This is a genomic window from Escherichia sp. E13S3, assembly GCF_004212325.1.
Classification (GTDB): Bacteria; Pseudomonadota; Gammaproteobacteria; order Enterobacterales; family Enterobacteriaceae; genus Escherichia.
Window position 1 is genome coordinate 498,716 of sequence record NZ_RHJR01000003.1, and the last position, 21,356, is coordinate 520,071.

At 48.9% G+C, this 21,356-nt stretch carries 17 protein-coding genes; 12 read left to right on the top strand and 5 right to left on the bottom strand.

All coding sequences use genetic code 11. The features are described from left to right. Positions 1-25: 25 nt before the first annotated feature. The 3 genes from cadA (at position 26) to lysS (ending at position 5,444) form a co-directional block, all read left to right on the top strand. Complete coding sequence (gene cadA / locus D9597_RS05265; protein WP_130216761.1) at positions 26-2,173, top strand: lysine decarboxylase CadA; 2,148 nt, start codon at positions 26-28, stop codon at positions 2,171-2,173. Between the two features lie 58 nt (positions 2,174-2,231). Further along, positions 2,232-3,689: a dipeptide/tripeptide permease DtpC gene (dtpC, locus tag D9597_RS05270; RefSeq protein ID WP_130205935.1), complete on the top strand. Its 1,458-nt coding sequence runs from the start codon at positions 2,232-2,234 to the stop codon at positions 3,687-3,689. A gap of 237 nt (positions 3,690-3,926) precedes the next feature. Beyond that, positions 3,927-5,444, top strand: coding sequence for a lysine--tRNA ligase (gene lysS, locus D9597_RS05275; protein WP_130216763.1), 1,518 nt, complete (start codon positions 3,927-3,929; stop codon positions 5,442-5,444). 118 nt (positions 5,445-5,562) lie between these two features. Here lysS and ghoT read toward each other — a convergent pair whose 3' ends face one another. From ghoT to yjdI, 4 genes are all read right to left on the bottom strand, one after another. Continuing rightward, positions 5,563-5,736, bottom strand: a complete 174-nt coding sequence (ghoT, locus tag D9597_RS05280; protein WP_064525730.1) for a type V toxin-antitoxin system toxin GhoT — start codon at positions 5,734-5,736, stop codon at positions 5,563-5,565. A gap of 27 nt (positions 5,737-5,763) precedes the next feature. Continuing rightward, a complete protein-coding gene (gene ghoS / locus D9597_RS05285; protein ID WP_130205929.1) occupies positions 5,764-6,060 on the bottom strand; it encodes a type V toxin-antitoxin system endoribonuclease antitoxin GhoS in 297 nt (98 codons plus the stop codon). A gap of 217 nt (positions 6,061-6,277) precedes the next feature. Further along, the gene (locus tag D9597_RS05290; protein ID WP_000405647.1) at positions 6,278-6,550 is read right to left on the bottom strand and encodes a GNAT family N-acetyltransferase; all 273 of its coding nucleotides are present in this window, start codon (positions 6,548-6,550) and stop codon (positions 6,278-6,280) included. 11 nt (positions 6,551-6,561) lie between these two features. Continuing rightward, complete coding sequence (yjdI, locus tag D9597_RS05295) at positions 6,562-6,792, bottom strand: 4Fe-4S mono-cluster protein YjdI (protein WP_130221791.1); 231 nt, start codon at positions 6,790-6,792, stop codon at positions 6,562-6,564. Positions 6,793-6,971: 179 nt separating this feature from the next. Here yjdI and D9597_RS05300 point away from each other — a divergent pair, with 179 nt between their 5' ends. From D9597_RS05300 to D9597_RS05320, 5 genes are all read left to right on the top strand, one after another. Beyond that, positions 6,972-8,603 carry a sensor histidine kinase gene (locus D9597_RS05300; RefSeq protein WP_130221792.1) on the top strand — a complete coding sequence of 544 codons (1,632 nt, stop codon included), beginning with the start codon at positions 6,972-6,974 and terminating at the stop codon, positions 8,601-8,603. Further along, on the top strand, positions 8,600-9,319 hold the full coding sequence (gene dcuR, locus D9597_RS05305) for a two-component system response regulator DcuR (RefSeq protein ID WP_130205923.1): 720 nt from the start codon (positions 8,600-8,602) through the stop codon (positions 9,317-9,319). Before D9597_RS05300 ends, dcuR begins: the two co-directional genes overlap by 4 nt. Before the next feature lie 556 nt (positions 9,320-9,875). Continuing rightward, entirely contained in the window at positions 9,876-11,216 is a 1,341-nt protein-coding gene (gene dcuB / locus D9597_RS05310; protein WP_000899528.1) for an anaerobic C4-dicarboxylate transporter DcuB, read from the top strand. A gap of 77 nt (positions 11,217-11,293) precedes the next feature. Next, the gene (gene fumB / locus D9597_RS05315; protein ID WP_130221793.1) at positions 11,294-12,940 is read left to right on the top strand and encodes a class I fumarate hydratase; all 1,647 of its coding nucleotides are present in this window, start codon (positions 11,294-11,296) and stop codon (positions 12,938-12,940) included. A 122-nt stretch (positions 12,941-13,062) separates the two neighbouring features. Then, positions 13,063-13,713 carry a DUF2238 domain-containing protein gene (locus D9597_RS05320; RefSeq protein WP_130221794.1) on the top strand — a complete coding sequence of 217 codons (651 nt, stop codon included), beginning with the start codon at positions 13,063-13,065 and terminating at the stop codon, positions 13,711-13,713. Here the strand turns inward: D9597_RS05320 and melA are convergent. After that, on the bottom strand, positions 13,710-15,065 hold the full coding sequence (melA, locus tag D9597_RS05325; protein ID WP_130205917.1) for an alpha-galactosidase: 1,356 nt from the start codon (positions 15,063-15,065) through the stop codon (positions 13,710-13,712). The genes D9597_RS05320 and melA overlap by 4 nt on opposite strands. A gap of 282 nt (positions 15,066-15,347) precedes the next feature. Here melA and melR point away from each other — a divergent pair, with 282 nt between their 5' ends. The 4 genes from melR (at position 15,348) to adiC (ending at position 21,291) form a co-directional block, all read left to right on the top strand. After that, positions 15,348-16,256 (top strand): transcriptional regulator MelR, encoded by a 909-nt coding sequence (melR, locus tag D9597_RS05330; RefSeq protein WP_130221795.1) that lies wholly within the window; start codon positions 15,348-15,350, stop codon positions 16,254-16,256. Between the two features lie 198 nt (positions 16,257-16,454). Continuing rightward, positions 16,455-18,722 (top strand): arginine decarboxylase, encoded by a 2,268-nt coding sequence (gene adiA / locus D9597_RS05335; protein ID WP_130221806.1) that lies wholly within the window; start codon positions 16,455-16,457, stop codon positions 18,720-18,722. Between the two features lie 333 nt (positions 18,723-19,055). Further along, a complete protein-coding gene (adiY, locus tag D9597_RS05340) occupies positions 19,056-19,817 on the top strand; it encodes a DNA-binding transcriptional activator AdiY (RefSeq protein ID WP_130221796.1) in 762 nt (253 codons plus the stop codon). A 136-nt stretch (positions 19,818-19,953) separates the two neighbouring features. Then, positions 19,954-21,291, top strand: a complete 1,338-nt coding sequence (gene adiC, locus D9597_RS05345) for an arginine/agmatine antiporter (protein WP_130221797.1) — start codon at positions 19,954-19,956, stop codon at positions 21,289-21,291. The last annotated feature ends 65 nt before the right edge of the window (positions 21,292-21,356 follow it).

A 21,356-nucleotide genomic window follows, 5' to 3' on the forward strand; every position in this document is an offset into this window, starting at 1 on the left:
GCCTTTTTTACCTGGAGATATGACTATGAACGTTATTGCAATATTGAATCACATGGGGGTTTATTTTAAAGAAGAACCCATCCGTGAACTTCATCGCGCGCTTGAACGTCTGAACTTCCAGATTGTTTACCCGAACGACCGTGACGACTTATTAAAACTGATCGAAAACAATGCGCGTCTGTGCGGCGTTATTTTTGACTGGGATAAATATAATCTCGAGTTGTGCGAAGAAATTAGCAAAATGAACGAGAACCTGCCGTTGTACGCGTTCGCTAATACATATTCCACACTCGATGTAAGCCTGAACGATCTGCGTTTACAGATTAGCTTCTTTGAATATGCGCTGGGTGCTGCTGATGATATTGCTAACAAGATCAAGCAGACCACTGACGAATATATCAACACTATTCTGCCTCCGCTGACCAAAGCGCTGTTTAAATATGTTCGTGAAGGTAAATATACTTTCTGTACTCCTGGTCACATGGGCGGTACTGCATTCCAGAAAAGCCCGGTAGGTAGCCTGTTCTATGATTTCTTTGGTCCGAACACCATGAAATCTGATATTTCCATTTCAGTATCTGAACTGGGTTCCCTGCTGGATCACAGCGGTCCACACAAAGAAGCAGAACAGTATATCGCTCGCGTCTTTAACGCAGACCGCAGCTACATGGTGACCAACGGTACTTCCACTGCGAACAAAATTGTTGGTATGTACTCTGCTCCGGCAGGCAGCACCATTCTGATTGACCGTAACTGCCACAAATCGCTGACCCATCTGATGATGATGAGCGATGTTACGCCAATCTATTTCCGCCCGACCCGTAACGCTTACGGTATTCTTGGCGGTATCCCACAGAGTGAATTCCAGCACGCAACCATTGCTAAGCGCGTGAAGGAAACACCAAACGCAACCTGGCCGGTACATGCCGTAATTACCAACTCTACCTATGATGGTCTGCTGTACAACACCGACTTCATCAAGAAAACGCTGGATGTGAAATCCATCCACTTTGACTCCGCGTGGGTGCCTTACACCAACTTCTCACCGATTTACGAAGGTAAATGCGGTATGAGCGGTGGCCGTGTCGAAGGGAAAGTGATTTACGAAACCCAGTCCACTCACAAACTGCTGGCGGCATTCTCTCAGGCTTCCATGATCCACGTTAAAGGTGACGTAAACGAAGAAACCTTTAACGAAGCCTACATGATGCACACCACCACTTCTCCGCACTACGGTATCGTGGCGTCCACTGAAACCGCTGCGGCGATGATGAAAGGTAATGCCGGTAAACGCCTGATCGACGGTTCCATTGAACGTGCGATCAAGTTCCGTAAAGAGATCAAACGTCTGAGAACGGAATCTGATGGCTGGTTCTTTGATGTATGGCAGCCGGATCATATCGATACTACTGAATGCTGGCCGCTGCGTTCTGACAGCACCTGGCACGGCTTCAAAAACATCGATAACGAGCACATGTATCTTGACCCGATCAAAGTCACTCTGCTGACTCCGGGGATGGAAAAAGACGGCACCATGAGCGACTTTGGTATTCCGGCCAGCATCGTGGCGAAATACCTCGACGAACATGGCATCGTTGTTGAGAAGACCGGTCCGTATAACCTGCTGTTCCTGTTCAGCATCGGTATTGATAAGACCAAAGCACTGAGCCTGCTGCGTGCTCTGACTGACTTCAAACGTGCGTTCGACCTGAACCTGCGTGTGAAAAACATGCTGCCGTCTCTGTATCGTGAAGACCCTGAATTCTATGAAAACATGCGTATTCAGGAACTGGCTCAGAATATCCACAAACTGATTGTTCACCACAATCTGCCGGATCTGATGTATCGCGCATTTGAAGTGCTGCCGACTATGGTAATGACTCCGTATGCTGCGTTCCAGAAAGAGCTGCACGGTATGACCGAAGAAGTTTACCTCGACGAAATGGTAGGTCGTATTAACGCCAATATGATCCTTCCGTATCCGCCGGGAGTTCCTCTGGTGATGCCGGGTGAAATGATCACCGAAGAAAGCCGTCCGGTTCTGGAGTTCCTGCAGATGCTGTGTGAAATCGGCGCTCACTATCCGGGCTTTGAAACCGATATTCACGGTGCATACCGTCAGGCTGATGGCCGCTATACCGTTAAGGTATTGAAAGAAGAAGGCAAAAAATAATTAGCTAGTACAAGGGAAGTGGCTTGCCACTTCCCTTTTTTGCTCATAAGGAGAACACATGAAAACACCCTCACAGCCGCGCGCGATATACTATATCGTGGCGATCCAGATCTGGGAGTACTTCAGTTTTTACGGCATGCGTGCCTTACTCATTCTCTATCTCACCCATCAGCTTGGTTTTGATGATAACCATGCCATCAGCCTGTTCAGCGCATACGCTTCTTTGGTTTACGTTACCCCTATTCTCGGCGGCTGGCTTGCCGACCGCCTGCTCGGCAACCGCACTGCGGTGATTGCCGGCGCGCTGTTAATGACCCTTGGCCATGTGGTGCTGGGCATTGATACAAATTCAACCTTTAGCCTGTATCTGGCGCTGGCAATCATTATTTGTGGCTACGGTTTATTCAAATCAAACATCAGCTGTTTGCTTGGCGAGCTCTACGACGAGAACGATCATCGACGTGATGGCGGTTTTTCGCTGCTGTATGCTGCGGGCAATATCGGTTCTATCGCAGCCCCCATCGCCTGCGGCCTGGCTGCTCAGTGGTATGGATGGCATGTTGGCTTTGCCCTTGCGGGTGGCGGCATGTTTATCGGTTTGTTGATTTTCTTAAGCGGTCATCGTCATTTCCAGTCCACGCGTAGTATGGATAAAAAAGCGCTCACTCGCGTGAAGTTTGCCTTACCGGTATGGAGCTGGTTAGTGGTGATGCTCTGTTTAGCCCCAGTATTTTTTACCTTGCTGCTGGAGAACGACTGGTCCGGATATTTGCTGGCGATTGTTTGCCTTATTGCTGCACAAATCATTGCCCGCATGATGATCAAATTCCCCGAACACCGCCGTGCTCTTTGGCAAATTGTATTGTTGATGTTTGTCGGGACGTTGTTCTGGGTACTGGCACAACAGGGCGGCAGTACCATCAGCTTGTTTATCGATCGCTTTGTGAATCGTCAGGCATTCAATATTGAAGTACCTACTGCGCTATTCCAGTCGGTGAATGCAATTGCGGTGATGCTCGCTGGGGTTGTTCTGGCCTGGCTGGCGTCGCCAGAAAGCCACGGCAATTCAACATTGCGCGTCTGGCTGAAGTTTGCCTTTGGCTTACTGCTGATGGCTTGTGGCTTTATGTTGCTGGCATTTGATGCCCGACATGCAGCGGCTGGCGGTCAAGCGTCAATGGGTGTGATGATATCCGGGCTGGCGCTAATGGGCTTTGCCGAACTCTTTATTGACCCGGTGGCGATTGCACAAATCACGCGTCTGAAAATGTCTGGCGTATTAACCGGTATTTATATGCTGGCAACAGGCGCGGTCGCCAACTGGCTGGCAGGCGTAGTGGCACAACAGACGACAGAGTCGCAAATTAGCGGTATGGCAATTGCAGCTTACCAGCGATTCTTTTCCCAGATGGGAGAGTGGACGTTGGCTTGTGTCGCGATCATCGTGGCATTGGCCTTTGCTACCCGATTTCTGTTTAGCACTCCGACGAATATGATACAGGAAAGCAACGATTAACTTCCGTAAAAACAATTAGTTATGAATCAATTTACTTTCAGTTAATCACACTAGCAAATCCCAGATTAATAAGATATTTAAACCATTTTTATGGTTATTTATTAGTGATATCAACTTGAGGTAAGCGTTGGTTTAGATAAGATGAACTGAGTTACTAATAGTCGAGGCAGATAATACAGTGTACCGATCTGTCTCTTTATCTACGCTAAATTGAAAGCTGGATTAAGAGGAACCAAAATGTCTGAACAAGAAACACAGGGAGCCAATGAGGCTATTGATTTTAACGATGAAATGAGAAATCGTCGCGAAAAACTGGCAGCGCTGCGTCAGCAAGGCGTGGCGTTTCCCAATGATTTTCGCCGCGACCATACTTCTGACCAGTTGCACGAAGAGTTTGATGCGAAGGATAACCAGGAACTGGAATCCTTAAACATTGAAGTCTCGATTGCTGGCCGAATGATGACCCGTCGAATCATGGGGAAAGCCTCCTTTGTAACATTGCAGGATGTCGGTGGCCGTATTCAACTGTACGTTGCACGAGATAGCCTGCCAGAAGGTGTTTATAACGATCAGTTTAAAAAATGGGACCTGGGTGACATTATCGGTGCCCGCGGTACGCTGTTTAAGACGCAAACTGGTGAGCTTTCCATTCACTGTACTGAGTTACGCCTGCTGACTAAAGCACTACGTCCTTTACCAGATAAATTCCATGGTCTGCAGGATCAGGAAGTCCGTTATCGTCAACGTTATCTGGATCTCATCGCTAACGATAAATCCCGTCAAACGTTTGTTGTCCGTTCAAAAATTCTGGCCGCTATCCGCCAGTTCATGGTCGCACGCGGCTTTATGGAAGTAGAAACCCCGATGATGCAGGTAATTCCAGGTGGGGCATCTGCTCGCCCGTTTATTACCCATCATAATGCTCTGGATTTAGATATGTATCTGCGTATCGCACCGGAGCTGTATCTGAAACGTCTGGTTGTAGGTGGTTTTGAACGGGTATTCGAAATCAACCGTAACTTCCGTAATGAAGGTATTTCTGTTCGTCATAACCCTGAGTTCACGATGATGGAACTCTACATGGCGTATGCGGATTACCACGATTTGATTGAACTGACAGAGTCACTGTTCCGCACCCTGGCACAAGAGGTACTGGGTACCACTAAAGTCACTTATGGCGAGCATGTGTTTGATTTCGGCAAACCGTTTGAAAAACTCACCATGCGTGAAGCAATCAAAAAATATCGTCCAGAAACTGAGATGGCCGACCTGGATAATTTTGATGCCGCTAAAGCATTAGCTGAATCTATCGGTATTACAGTAGAGAAAAGCTGGGGGCTGGGACGTATTGTCACCGAAATCTTTGATGAAGTTGCAGAAGCACATCTGATTCAGCCAACCTTTATTACTGAGTATCCGGCAGAAGTGTCACCGCTGGCGCGCCGTAATGATGTTAACCCGGAAATCACCGACCGTTTTGAATTCTTCATCGGTGGTCGTGAAATCGGTAATGGTTTTAGCGAATTAAACGACGCAGAAGATCAGGCTGAACGTTTCCAGGAACAGGTTAACGCCAAAGCTGCAGGTGACGACGAAGCGATGTTCTACGACGAAGATTACGTGACTGCGTTGGAATATGGTCTGCCGCCAACCGCAGGTCTGGGAATTGGTATCGACCGAATGATTATGCTGTTTACTAACAGTCATACTATTCGCGACGTTATTCTCTTCCCGGCGATGCGTCCACAGAAATAAGTTTCACTTTAATGAACGAAGCAGCCAGGCGACTGCTTCGTTCGTCGTTCCGCAAATCAAGTTTTGAGGAGAGACGCTTCGTTTCAAGATAACCAGCGGATCCACTCAACCACAGCTCCTAAAAGAGAGAAAAAAGTAATGCCACAGGCAGACTCATTGGCCAGGTTATTCCTACCAGGAATGCACTAAGTAAACGAATATGTGTTTTCTCATGTGAGATAAACCAGATAATGACAAAGGATATGTTCACACCAATCACATAAAAAATTAATATTTTAGAGAATAGTGTCATTTTTTATGTTCTTCTTATCCTTCCTGGCTACTTGTAAAACTGACGGAAATAGTCATCAACTATCATAATGTTGAGGTCAAAATCAATATCTGGCAAGTCTAAGCATTTGATCCTGATTAAATCTTCAATTTCACTTGCGGCTAATGATGTCGTTATTGCGAAAGAATTCTCATTCAATTGTCGTGGTATTCCATATTCATCAGCCACTATAGAGGAGAAGTTCATATCATGCATCAATGATCTTAACCTTAAGAAAACTGAGGAATAAGATGATGGATAATCAAAAGAAACGACATAAGTATTGAACTTTTTTTTACCTTCCATAATAAGACTCCTATCAATATTAAATGCCCTGGGGATGCAAAGTTTATTAACCCCGATTGATGATTCTCATATAGGAGATATTCTTTTTTTTTTGCTCACTAAAGGGGATGACTTGGGACAAGAAAAAGCTCTCTCTGACCATTCTTTGTGCATCCCCCGACCCTTCAGATACTCCCCTGCATCGCATTACGCAGAGCATGAAAAATATCGTTACTCATCAACTGCGAATATCATCATACTCACGCGTTTTATCAAATTCGTGTTTCGCAAATGGGCACAGTGGGATAATTTTTCGTTTTTCCCGGCGCATTTTTTCCACGACTTTCGCAACCAACTGTTTACCAATCCCTTGCCCTTTCAGGCTTTCATCAACATCGGTATGTTCGATAATCGCTAAATTCTCTCCAGTCGGCACAAAGACAATTTCAGCGATTTGCTTACCCTGCTCGTCATTGATGTAAAATTTATTGTGGCCTTCACGTATTTCCATTTTTCCCTCGCTTATTTATGACGGTATTTCAGTGCGCCGCTCGGGCACGTATCAATCACTTTCACTACGGTGGCGACGTCCACTTCATCTTGCATGATCCACGGCTTACGTTTGAGATTAAATAACTTGCCGTTGCCACGTACGCAATTGCCAGAATGCTGACATATTGCAGTGTTGAACCAGACATCGATCTTTTCGCCGGTATAGCAGCGATAACCACCGTCCAGTAGATCCTGATCCATGACCTTCCCTCTCTCATCAGTATGGTTTTCGCAATAAGCATAGCCCGAAATCTTCATACAGCACCGGCAGTTTCAGTTTCCAGAGCCTCTTCCCCTATATAGCCAATTATTCTTACTCCCTTTGAATTACCTGCCTCATCAGAGATAATGCTTAAGAAATTTGTCACACAAGGAAGCTGATGAGACATTCATTGCCCTACCGCAAGTTACGCAAACGTCCGATGAAATTGAGTACCACAGTGATCTTAATGGTCAGCGCGGTGCTGTTCTCGGTGCTGTTGGTGGTGCATCTGATTTACTTCTCGCAAATCAGTGATATGACGCGTGACGGACTGGCCAACAAGGCGCTGGCGGTGGCGCGTACCCTTGCCGATTCGCCGGAAATCCGTCAGGGCTTGCAGAAAAAACCGCAGGAGAGCGGGATCCAGGCCATCGCGGAAGCCGTGCGCAAACGTAACGATCTGCTGTTTATTGTCGTTACCGATATGCAAAGTCTTCGCTACTCGCATCCAGAAGCCCAACGTATTGGTCAGCCATTTAAAGGTGATGACATCCTTAAAGCGCTGAATGGCGAAGAAAATGTCGCTATCAATCGCGGTTTTCTGGCGCAGGCTTTACGCGTATTTACCCCCATCTATGATGAGAATAATAAACAGATTGGCGTGGTGGCGATCGGCCTTGAGTTAAGCCGCGTGACCCAACAGATCAATGACAGTCGCTGGAGCATTATCTGGTCGGTGTTATTTGGCATGCTGGTCGGCCTCATCGGCACCTGTATTCTGGTTAAGGTGCTGAAAAAAATCCTTTTCGGCCTGGAACCCTACGAAATATCCACGCTGTTTGAGCAACGCCAGGCCATGTTGCAATCTATCAAAGAGGGCGTCGTTGCCGTGGACGATCGCGGCGAGGTCACGCTGATCAACGATGCCGCACAAGAATTGCTGAATTACCGTAAGTCGCAGGACGATGAGAAACTGTCGACGCTAAGCCACTCGTGGTCACAGGTAGTAGATGTTTCGGAAGTGTTACGCGACGGTACGCCGCGCCGCGACGAAGAGATTACCGTCAAAGATCGGCTATTACTGATCAACACCGTTCCGGTGCGCAGTAATGGCGTTATCATCGGTGCCATTTCAACCTTCAGGGATAAAACTGAAGTACGTAAACTGATGCAGCGACTGGATGGTCTGGTCAACTATGCTGACGCACTTCGTGAACGATCCCACGAATTTATGAATAAATTGCACGTGATTCTCGGATTATTGCATCTGAAGAGTTATAAGCAGTTGGAAGATTACATTCTCAAAACAGCCAATAACTATCAGGAAGAGATTGGCTCTCTGTTGGGCAAGATCAAATCGCCGGTTATCGCTGGTTTTTTAATCAGCAAGATTAACCGCGCGACCGATTTAGGCCATACGCTGATTTTAAACAGCGAAAGCCAGTTGCCCGACAGCGGCAGTGAAGACCAGGTCGCGACGCTGATTACCACGTTGGGAAATCTGATAGAAAACGCGCTGGAGGCATTAGGGCCGGAACCCGGAGGCGAAATTAGCGTAACATTGCACTACCGTCACGGCTGGCTGCACTGTGAAGTTAACGATGATGGACCGGGGATCGCACCCGACAAAATCGATCACATTTTTGACAAAGGTGTCTCGACAAAAGGAAGCGAACGAGGCGTCGGTTTAGCTCTTGTCAAACAACAGGTAGAAAATCTCGACGGCAGTATCGCCGTAGAATCGGAACCCGGGATTTTCACACAATTTTTTGTCCAGATACCCTGGGACGGGGAGAAGTCGAGCAAATGATCAATGTATTAATTATCGATGACGACGCAATGGTGGCGGAGCTGAATCGCCGATACGTGGCGCAGATCCCGGGCTTTCAATGCTGCGGAACGGCCTCGACACTGGAAAAAGCCAAAGAGATAATTTTCAACAGCGACACGTCTATTGACCTGATATTGCTCGATATCTATATGCAGAAGGAGAACGGGCTCGATTTACTTCCGGTACTGCATAACGCTCGCTGCAAAAGCGATGTGATAGTCATCTCTTCCGCCGCCGATGCCGCGACGATTAAAGATTCGCTGCATTACGGCGTTGTTGATTACCTGATAAAACCCTTCCAGGCATCACGCTTTGAAGAGGCACTCACCGGCTGGCGACAAAAGAAAATGGCGCTGGAAAAACATCAGTATTATGACCAGGCCGAGCTGGATCAGCTAATCCACGGCAGCAGCGCCAACGAGCAGGATCCTCGTCGCTTGCCAAAAGGCTTAACGCCGCAGACGTTACGCACGCTGTGCCAGTGGATTGACGCGCATCAGGACTATGAGTTTTCAACCGACGAGTTGGCCAACGAGGTGAACATCTCGCGCGTTTCCTGCCGCAAGTATCTGATCTGGCTGGTCAACTGCCACATCTTATTTACCAGCATCCATTATGGCGTCACGGGTCGTCCGGTTTACCGTTACCGTATTCAAGCGGAACATTACTCATTACTGAAACAATATTGCCAATAACGCACCATTGGTTATCCGCAAGTAACAATTATTGCAGTAATGCAAAAGAGCACTGGCACAAGTTACATCGTCCATCAGTAAAACTTGTGCCAGATCAAATATAATTATCCCCTTCTCATTTCATCGATTTAATATTCTTTAGGATAAATAGTGTTTTTAATTTCAAAACGCTAACAAAAGTTAATTAACTATTATGTCACCCGCATTATGTGTATTTTTACCCATAAATGGGTAGATCAGAATAATCTATAACCGTCATTAGAACAAAAAATATACCAATAAATATCAATAAGATAGCAGAAAACAAACTATTAACATCTGCGCAGCACAAACTATAACCCCATCGCCAGAGAGTATTTTTCTCTGAAAAAGTCGCTTATCACAGTGTATTAATTTATTGCTGCCTGAATCAGCCAATATTCACTGTGAAGTAATTACTCAGGCCAGTAACGACCAAAAGGATATTAGTCAGGCTCTGAAAAAAGTTCATACAAACAGAACGAGACTGCGTTCTATTCAGTAGAAATTTAAATGGGATTATCGCGAGGGTTCACAAATGTTATTTACTATCCAACTTATCATAATATTGATATGTCTGTTCTATGGCGCCAGAAAGGGCGGTATCGCGCTAGGTTTATTAGGCGGTATCGGCCTCGTCATTCTGGTATTCGTCTTCCATCTTCAGCCAGGTAAACCACCGGTTGATGTTATGCTGGTTATCATCGCGGTGGTGGCGGCATCGGCCACGTTGCAAGCCTCGGGCGGCCTTGACGTCATGCTGCAAATTGCCGAGAAACTGCTGCGCCGCAATCCGAAATATGTCTCCATTGTCGCGCCGTTTGTTACCTGTACGCTGACCATTCTTTGCGGTACAGGTCACGTGGTTTACACCATCCTGCCAATCATCTACGACGTGGCAATTAAGAACAATATCCGTCCGGAACGTCCGATGGCGGCAAGTTCTATCGGTGCACAGATGGGGATTATCGCCAGTCCGGTGTCGGTTGCGGTAGTATCACTGGTCGCAATGCTGGGTAACGTTACCTTTGATGGTCGTCACCTTGAGTTCCTCGACCTGCTGGCAATCACCATTCCATCGACGTTACTCGGTATCCTGGCGATTGGTATTTTCAGTTGGTTCCGCGGTAAAGATCTGGATAAAGACGAAGAGTTCCAGAAATTCATCTCCGTACCGGAAAACCGTGAGTACGTTTACGGTGACACCGCGACGCTGCTGGATAAAAAGCTGCCGAAAAGCAACTGGCTGGCAATGTGGATCTTCCTCGGGGCAATTGCCGTGGTCGCACTTCTCGGTGCTGATTCGGACCTGCGTCCGTCCTTCGGCGGCAAACCGCTGTCGATGGTGCTGGTTATTCAGATGTTTATGCTGCTGACCGGGGCGCTGATTATTATCCTGACCAAAACCAATCCCGCGTCTATCTCAAAAAACGAAGTCTTTCGTTCCGGTATGATCGCCATCGTGGCGGTGTACGGTATCGCATGGATGGCAGAAACCATGTTCGGTGCGCATATGTCTGAAATTCAGGGCGTACTGGGCGAAATGGTGAAAGAGTATCCGTGGGCCTATGCCATTGTTCTGCTGCTGGTTTCCAAGTTTGTAAACTCCCAGGCCGCGGCGCTGGCGGCGATTGTTCCTGTCGCACTGGCGATTGGCGTTGACCCGGCTTACATCGTGGCGTCAGCACCGGCTTGCTACGGTTATTACATCCTGCCGACCTATCCAAGCGATCTGGCAGCGATTCAGTTTGACCGTTCCGGCACCACCCACATCGGTCGCTTCGTCATCAACCACAGCTTTATTCTGCCAGGGTTGATTGGCGTGAGCGTATCTTGCGTCTTTGGCTGGATCTTCGCCGCGATGTACGGGTTCTTATAAATGCACTTTGCGTGCCGCCCGTCGCTGTGCGGCACGCCATTTTCGTATAACAAATACAGAGTTACAGGCTGGAAGCTATGTCAAACAAACCCTTTATCTACCAGGCGCCTTTCCCGATGGGGAAAGACAACACCGAATACTATCTGCTCACTTCCGATTACGTTAGCGTTGCCGAATTCAATGGCGAAACCATCCTGAAAGTGGAACCAGAAGCCCTGACCCTGCTGGCGCAGCAAGCCTTCCACGACGCCTCTTTCATGCTCCGCCCGGCACATCAGAAACAGGTTGCGGCTATTCTTCACGATCCAGAAGCCAGCGAAAACGACAAGTACGTGGCGCTGCAATTCTTGAGAAACTCCGAAATCGCCGCCAAAGGCGTGCTGCCGACCTGCCAGGATACCGGCACCGCGATCATCGTCGGTAAAAAAGGTCAGCGCGTGTGGACCGGTGGCGGTGATGAAGAAGCACTGTCGAAAGGTGTCTATAACACCTATATCGAAGATAACCTGCGCTATTCACAGAACGCGCCGCTGGACATGTACAAAGAGGTCAACACTGGCACTAACCTGCCTGCGCAAATCGACCTGTACGCGGTAGATGGCGATGAATATAAATTCCTCTGCGTCGCCAAAGGCGGCGGTTCTGCCAACAAAACGTATCTCTACCAGGAAACCAAAGCCCTGCTGACTCCGGGTAAACTGAAAAACTTCCTCGTCGAGAAAATGCGCACCCTCGGTACCGCAGCCTGCCCGCCGTACCATATCGCGTTTGTGATTGGCGGCACTTCTGCGGAAACCAACCTGAAAACCGTCAAGTTAGCAAGCGCTCACTATTACGATGAACTGCCGACGGAAGGGAACGAACATGGTCAGGCGTTCCGCGATGTCCAGCTGGAACAGGAACTGCTGGAAGAAGCCCAGAAACTCGGCCTCGGCGCGCAATTTGGCGGTAAATATTTTGCTCACGATATCCGCGTAATCCGCCTGCCGCGTCACGGCGCTTCCTGCCCGGTCGGTATGGGCGTTTCCTGTTCCGCTGACCGTAACATCAAAGCGAAAATCAACCGCGAAGGTATCTGGATCGAAAAACTGGAACACAACCCAGGCCAGTACATTCCACAAGAACTGCGCCAGGCGGGTGAAGGCGAAGCGGTGAAAGTTGACCTTAACCGCCCGATGAAAGAGATCCTCGCCCAGCTTTCGCAATATCCGGTTTCCACTCGTTTGTCGCTCACCGGCACCATTATCGTGGGTCGCGATATTGCGCACGCCAAGCTGAAAGAGCTGATTGACGCCGGTAAAGAACTGCCGCAGTACATCAAAGATCACCCGATCTACTACGCGGGTCCGGCGAAAACGCCTGCCGGTTATCCATCTGGTTCACTTGGCCCAACCACCGCAGGTCGTATGGACTCCTACGTGGATCTGCTGCAATCCCACGGCGGCAGCATGATCATGCTGGCGAAAGGTAACCGCAGTCAGCAGGTTACCGACGCGTGTCATAAACACGGCGGCTTCTACCTCGGTAGCATCGGCGGCCCGGCGGCGGTACTGGCGCAGCAGAGCATCAAGCATCTGGAATGTGTCGCTTATCCGGAGCTGGGTATGGAAGCAATCTGGAAAATCGAAGTAGAAGATTTCCCGGCGTTTATCCTGGTCGATGACAAAGGCAACGACTTCTTCCAGCAGATCGTCAACAAACAGTGCGCGAACTGCACTAAGTAACCTCTTCGGCCCAGCGCCTGGCAGCATGCTGCCAGGTGATCCCCCTGGGCCACCTCTTTTGCGATTGTAATTTCACGCTTGCTGGTGAATAGTCAGTATTTTCCCTGACTTGCGAACTCACCATGATCCGCACACTCAAGCCGTTAATTCTTAACACCGGCGCGCTGGCGCTAACGTTAATCCTGATTTATACCGGCATTTCGGCCCATGACAAACTCACCTGGCTGATGGAAGTGACACCGGTGATTATCGTCGTGCCGCTACTGCTTGCCACCGCCAGACGTTACCCGTTAACGCCGCTGCTCTATACGCTCATCTTCTTTCACGCCATCATCCTGATGGTCGGCGGGCAGTACACCTATGCGAAAGTCCCCATCGGTTTTGAGGTGCAGGAATGGTTAGGGTTGAGCCGTAATCCGTATGACAAGCTGGGGCATTTTTTCCAGGGGCTGGTGCCTGCACTGGTGGCACGAGAAATTCTCGTGCGCGGGATGTACGTGCGCGGACGTAAAATGGTGGCGTTCCTGGTCTGCTGCGTAGCGCTGGCGATAAGCGCCATGTATGAGTTGATCGAGTGGTGGGCGGCACTGGCGATGGGCCAGGGAGCGGATGATTTTCTCGGTACGCAGGGCGACCAGTGGGACACGCAATCCGATATGTTCTGTGCGTTGCTTGGCGCATTAACGACAGTGATATTGCTCGCTCGTCTTCACTGCCGCCAGTTACGGCGCTATGGCTTAATCACCAGAGCGCCGGAAGCGATTACACCTTAGCGGTGCAACCAGCCAGGTAGCCAGTCGCCGTGAGCGGTAATCAGGTCGTCAACCAGGGCATAAATTTCGTCAATGCCCAGCACGGCGGCGGTGTGCGGGTCCATCATTGCGGCGTGGTAAACACGGTCACGATTTTCGGTGAGAATGGCTTCGGTCAGCAGCGTTTGTACGTTGATGTTGGTTTGCATCAGGGCAGCCAGATGCGAAGGCAGTGCACCAACTTTGGTTGGCTGAATACCATTGGCGTCAACCAGACAGGCTACTTCCACGCAACATCCTTGTGGCAGGTTATCAATCAATCCATCGTTACGGACGTTGCCGTAAATCACACTCGGCTCGCCGGTCCAGATAGCGTTCATAATCGTGCTGGCATATTCCCGTGACGGTTTAATATCAATCCGGGAGGCGTTTTTATACTCTTCCAGCTCTTTATGCCAGTTCGCCAACTGTTCAACACAGCGTTTCGGGTACTCATCCAGCGGCACTTTATAACGCTCAATCAAATCCTCACGACCTGGCTTAATAAACCACGGCGTATATTCGGCAAAATGTTCTGACGACTCCGTGACGAAGTAGCCCAGCTTTTTGAACATTTCATAGCGCACAATATTCTGGCAGCGAGTATTACCATGAATATTCGGTTTCGGTGCCTGGCCTGCGTCATACGCTGCCAGCAGTTCCGGGTAGAGATTCACGTAACTGCCGTCTGCGGTTTTGCGCTCCAGCTCCAGGTAGAACGCCATATGGTTGATACCTGCGCAACGATAACGCAGCGTGGACGGATCGATATTCAGGTCGCGGGCCAGCTCTTCCGCCGTTCCCTGCACCGAGTGGCATAGCCCCACCTGTTTGATATGCGGATAGCGGGCATACATCGCCCAGGTATTCATCGCCATCGGGTTAACGTAATTGAGCATAGTGGCATCGGGGCAAACTTCCGTCATATCCTCGCAAATCTGCCACAAATGTGGAATGGTACGTAGCGCACGCATAATGCCGCCCGGCCCCAGCGTATCGGCAATGGTTTGTTCCAGACCGTGGCGCTTACAGACCTCAAAATCAGTCACCGTGCAGGGTTCATAACCGCCAATCTGAAACGCCACCACCACAAAATCGGCGCCCTGTAAGGCTTCTTTCTGTTCGCTGTGGCAGGTGATTTTGCCGCTGGCCCCTGCTGAATCCATTAGCTTGCGCACCACAATGTGCGACTCTTCCAGCCGTGTGGGATCAATGTCCATCAGAGCGATATGCGCCGTTTTCAGCGCCTCACGGTGAAACACATCACCAAGAATATTTTTAACGAAAATTGTCGAACCAGCGCCGATAAATGTAATTTTGGGTGCAGACATCATTCAGATCTCCAGGCTTGCTTGAATGTCTTCATCATGGCAGGCGATACCACAGAAAACTTCCGGCTTCCCCGTCGAGCATTCCCATAAACTCAGATCCTGAGTGAAGCATCAGTAAATCTGAGTTTATGGGAATAAATTAACTGAAAAGCAGATATTTCGGCCTCCTTATGCTCGGACGGTCCCCGCGTCCCTCTGGGAAGAGGGTGAAAACCGTGCTCCCATTCGCAGTCATCCTCCCCCACTCATGCCATAATTCTGATAATCCAGGAAAGAGAGCCATCCATGAATACTGATAACTTTATGTGTAGCAGCGATGAAAAGCAGACCCGCAGCCCGCTATCACTGTACTCAGAATATCAGCGTATGGAGATTGAGTTTCGCGCACCGCATATCATGTCCACCAGCCACTGGCATGGTCAGGTCGAAGTGAATGTGCCTTTCGATGGCGATGTGGAATATCTGATCAACAATGAAAAAGTGAAGATCAACCAGGGGCATATCACGCTGTTCTGGGCCTGTACACCGCACCAACTAACAGATACCGGAACCTGTCAGAGCATGGCGATTTTTAATCTGCCGATGCATCTGTTTCTCTCCTGGCCGCTGGATAAAGACCTTATAAACCACGTCACTCACGGTATGGTAATCAAATCACTGGCGACACAGCAGCTTAGTCCGTTTGAAGTGCGTCGCTGGCAGCAGGAACTCAACAGCCCAAACGAGCAAATTCGCCAACTTGCTATTGATGAAATTGGCCTGATGCTCAAGCGATTTAGTCTCTCTGGCTGGGAGCCGATTCTGGTCAATAAAACCTCGCGTACGCACAAAAACAGCGTCTCGCGTCATGCACAGTTTTATGTCAGCCAGATGTTGGGCTTTATTGCAGAAAACTATGATCAAGCGCTAACCATCAACGACGTGGCCGAGCACGTCAAACTTAACGCCAACTATGCGATGGGGATCTTCCAGCGGGTCATGCAATTGACGATGAAACAGTACATTACGGCGATGCGCATCAACCACGTTCGCGCGTTACTGAGCGATACCGATAAAAGTATTCTCGATATTGCCCTGACAGCAGGCTTTCGTTCGAGCAGTCGCTTTTACAGTACGTTCGGCAAATATGTCGGCATGTCGCCGCAAAAATACCGCAAACTTAGCCAACAACACCGCCAGACACTTCCCGGATAAAGATGATATCAGTATCAGCCAAAAAAATAGTTTAGCTGTCGATAATAAGCAGTGAAAACAACTTTAGAAATCAATGTAATTGTTTGTTTATAAAAATAAAAAAAACAAAAGCGACTGTTTTTTACTCGCTTTACAGCCTGAAATACCCAGAAGATACTTGCCCGCAACGAAGATTCCTTCATAACCGGGTAAGCAATGATGAAAGTATTAATTGTTGAAAGCGAGTTTCTCCATCAGGACACCTGGGTCGGTAACGCCGTTGAGCGTCTGGCGAATGCCTTAAGCCAGCAAAATGTCACTGTCATTAAATCAACCTCATTTGATGACGGCTTTGCCATTCTCTCTTCAAATGAGGCCATTGATTGTCTGATGTTCAGCTATCAAATGAAACATCCGGACGAACATCAAAACGTCAGAGAATTGATCGGTAAGCTTCACGAACGCCAGCAAAATGTGCCGGTCTTCCTGTTGGGCGATCGGGAAAAAGCCCTCGCCGCAATGGATCGCGACCTGCTGGAGCTTGTCGATGAATTCGCCTGGATTCTGGAAGATACCGCCGACTTTATCGCCGGACGCGCCGTTGCCGCGATGACCCGCTACCGCCAGCAACTGTTGCCGCCACTGTTCAGCGCGCTGATGAAATATAGCGACATCCACGAGTATTCCTGGGCTGCACCGGGCCACCAGGGCGGCGTTGGCTTCACCAAAACGCCAGCCGGGCGTTTCTACCATGACTATTATGGTGAAAATCTGTTCCGTACCGACATGGGCATCGAAAGAACTTCCCTCGGTTCTTTACTTGACCATACTGGCGCATTTGGCGAAAGTGAAAAATATGCCGCGCGCGTATTTGGCGCCGATCGTTCCTGGTCAGTCGTCGTCGGAACTTCCGGCTCTAACCGCACCATCATGCAGGCTTGCATGACCGATAACGATGTGGTGGTCGTTGACCGTAACTGCCACAAATCCATCGAACAAGGCTTAATGCTGACTGGCGCGAAACCCGTCTACATGGTGCCAAGCCGCAACCGCTACGGCATTATCGGGCCAATCTACCCGCAGGAAATGCAGCCTGAAACTTTACAGAAGAAAATCAGCGAAAGCCCGCTGACCAAAGATAAAATTGGGCAAAAACCCTCTTACTGCGTGGTAACCAACTGCACCTACGACGGCGTATGCTACAACGCCAAAGAAGCGCAGGATCTGCTGGAAAAAACCTCCGATCGTCTGCACTTCGACGAAGCCTGGTACGGTTATGCGCGCTTTAATCCGATCTATGCCGATCACTATGCCATGCGCGGTGAACCTGGCGATCATAACGGCCCAACCGTTTTTGCTACCCACTCCACTCACAAACTGCTGAATGCGCTGTCGCAGGCGTCTTACATTCATGTGCGTGAAGGTCGTGGAGCGATTAACTTCTCCCGCTTTAATCAGGCATATATGATGCATGCCACCACTTCCCCGTTGTATGCCATCTGCGCATCAAACGATGTGGCAGTATCGATGATGGACGGCAACAGCGGCCAGTCTCTGACGCAGGAAGTGATCGACGAAGCGGTTGATTTCCGTCAGGCGATGGCGCGGCTGTATAAAGAGTTCACCGCTGACGGTAGCTGGTTCTTCAAACCGTGGAATAAAGAAGTGGTTACCGACCCGGAAACTGGCAAAACCTATGACTTTGCCGACGCGCCGAGCAAACTGCTGACCACCGTTCAGGACTGCTGGGTAATGCATCCAGGCGAAAGCTGGCACGGCTTCAAAGATATTCCGGACAACTGGAGCATGCTCGACCCGATTAAAGTCAGCATCCTCGCACCGGGGATGGGAGAAGACGGTGAACTGGAAGAAACCGGTGTTCCGGCGGCGCTGGTCACCGCCTGGCTTGGTCGTCACGGCATTGTGCCAACCCGCACCACTGACTTCCAGATTATGTTCCTGTTCTCTATGGGCGTAACCCGTGGGAAATGGGGAACTCTGGTTAACACACTTTGCTCTTTCAAACGCCACTACGACGCTAATACACCGCTGGCGCAGGTGATGCCGGAACTTGCTGAACAATATCCTGACACTTACGCGAATATGGGGATTCACGATCTGGGTGACAAAATGTTTGCCTGGCTGAAAGAAAACAACCCAGGCGCACGGTTGAACGAAGCCTATTCTGGCCTGCCGGTGGCTGAAATCACCCCGCGTGAAGCCTACAACGCGATTGTCGATAACAACGTCGAACTGGTATCCATTGAAAACCTGCCGGGACGTATTGCGGCGAACTCTGTCATCCCGTATCCGCCAGGAATCCCAATGCTGCTCTCTGGCGAAAACTTCGGCGATAAAAACAGTCCGCAGGTAAGCTATTTACGCTCACTACAATCCTGGGATCATCATTTCCCTGGTTTCGAACACGAAACTGAAGGTACCGAAATTATTGACGGTATTTACCATGTGATGTGTGTGAAAGCGTAACCACTATTCCGCTGAAGGCGTAATTGTTTTAATAACATTACGCCGCCTGGCCTGAGGCCTTTTGAGTATGGCAACGTTTTCATAAAAATTGCTGCAAACAAAAATGCCATACTTTTTGCGCGGTCCCACCCCGCGCTTTTTTTTGCCTGTTATTTACACTTTTTCAGCATGTAAAATTTTTTGTACATGAGAAATTACTATAAAAATTTGTAATATTAGTAAAACACGTTATTTTTATGCATGTTTTGATTCGTCATACAATTATATAACCATTTCCCCGTATCGCTCTTCCTGGCGAAAACGGGTCTTTTATTTGCATTCAGGAGTACATGTATGAGGATTTGCAGCGACCAACCTTGTATTGTTTTATTGACTGAAAAAGATGTCTGGTTAAGGGTGAATGGGAAAGAACCTATAAGCCTGAAGGCTAACCACATGGCGTTATTAAGTTGTGAAAATAATATTATTGATGTCTCCTCACTTAATAACACTTTGGTTGCGCATATTAGTCATAACATCATCAAAGATTACCTCCGTTTTCTGAATAAAGATCTCTCAAAAATACCCGTCTGGCAACGAAGCGCCACCCCAGTCCTGGCCTTACCATGCCTGACACTGGACCTCTTTCGCGTCGCTGCTCAACATAGCATGATGCCCGCTGAAACAGAGTCAGAAAAAGAACGCACTCGTGCATTATTATTCACTGTGCTATCACGCTTTCTCGACAGTAAAAAATTCCTTTCTCTTATGATGTATATGTTACGTAATTGTGTAAGTGATAGCGTTTATCAAATAATTGAAAGCGATATTCATAAAGACTGGAATCTTAGTATGGTAGCCAGCTGTTTATGTCTAAGCCCCAGCCTGTTAAAGAAAAAACTGAAAAGTGAAAACACCAGTTATAGCCAAATAATCACCACCTGCCGTATGCGTTATGCCGTAAATGAATTAATGATGGACGGCAAAAATATCTCACAGGTATCACAATCCTGCGGCTACAACAGCACTTCCTATTTTATATCTGTATTTAAAGACTTCTATGGTATGACGCCTCTCCATTATGTTAGTCAGCACAGAGAACGTTCTGTCGCCTGATTTATAACCTGAACGAAGAGCTATATTAATAACAGCATCAGCGATAACCCGGTTGAGGATAATTCAACGCGCGAGTGTAGGCGTATGATATGACGTAATTTATTGTCACGAAGCTCGCCTTCGCAGGAGTTTAATTATGTCTTCGGATGCTGACGCTCACAAAGTGGGCTTAATCCCCGTCACCCTGATGGTGTCGGGGAATATTATGGGGTCAGGGGTTTTTCTGTTACCTGCAAACCTGGCCTCGACAGGCGGGATAGCCATATATGGTTGGTTGGTGACGATTATCGGTGCGCTGGCTTTGTCGATGGTCTACGCCAAAATGTCTTTCCTTGATCCCAGCCCTGGCGGTTCATATGCCTACGCGCGCCGCTGCTTTGGCCCTTTCCTCGGGTATCAAACAAACGTTCTCTACTGGCTGGCCTGCTGGATCGGCAATATTGCCATGGTGGTCATTGGCGTGGGGTATTTAAGCTACTTCTTCCCTATCCTCAAAGATCCGTTGGTATTAACCATCACCTGTGTGGTGGTGCTGTGGATCTTCGTTCTGCTTAATATCGTCGGTCCAAAAATGATCACCCGCGTGCAGGCTGTCGCCACTGTGCTGGCGCTGATCCCCATTGTCGGAATTGCAGTATTCGGCTGGTTCTGGTTCCACAGTGAAACGTATATGGCAGCCTGGAACGTGAGTGGTCAGGGTACTTTCGGTGCGATTCAAAGTACCTTAAACGTCACGTTGTGGTCGTTTATCGGGGTAGAAAGTGCTTCCGTTGCGGCGGGCGTAGTGAAAAACCCGAAACGCAACGTGCCTATCGCCACCATTGGCGGGGTGTTGATTGCCGCCGTCTGCTATGTGCTCTCGACCACTGCAATTATGGGGATGATCCCTAATGCCGCGCTGCGCGTTTCCGCCTCACCTTTTGGCGATGCAGCGCGGATGGCGCTGGGTGATACCGCTGGGGCCATTGTCTCCTTCTGCGCAGCGGCAGGTTGCTTAGGCTCGCTGGGCGGCTGGACACTACTGGCCGGGCAAACGGCGAAAGCGGCTGCCGATGACGGCCTGTTCCCCCCCATTTTTGCCCGCGTTAACAAAGCGGGTACCCCGGTTGCCGGGTTGATTATCGTTGGTATTCTGATGACTATCTTCCAGTTCAGTAGCATCTCGCCAAACGCCACCAAAGAGTTTGGTCTGGTGTCTTCCGTATCGGTAATCTTTACCCTCGTGCCTTATCTTTACACCTGTGCCGCTTTACTGCTTTTAGGTCACGGTCACTTTGGCAAAGCGCGCCCGGCGTACCTGACCATCACGACTATCGCCTTCCTTTACTGTATCTGGGCGGTGGTCGGTTCTGGCGCACAAGAGGTCATGTGGTCATTCGTCACTCTGATGGTAATCACAGCCATGTATGCGCTGAACTACAACCGGATGCATAAAAACCCCTATCCTTTAGATGCACCGACCAGTAAAGATTAAGTCCCCCTTAATCCAGCACACGCATAAGCCAACCTTAAGAACTTAAGGTTGGCTTAACTTTGCTT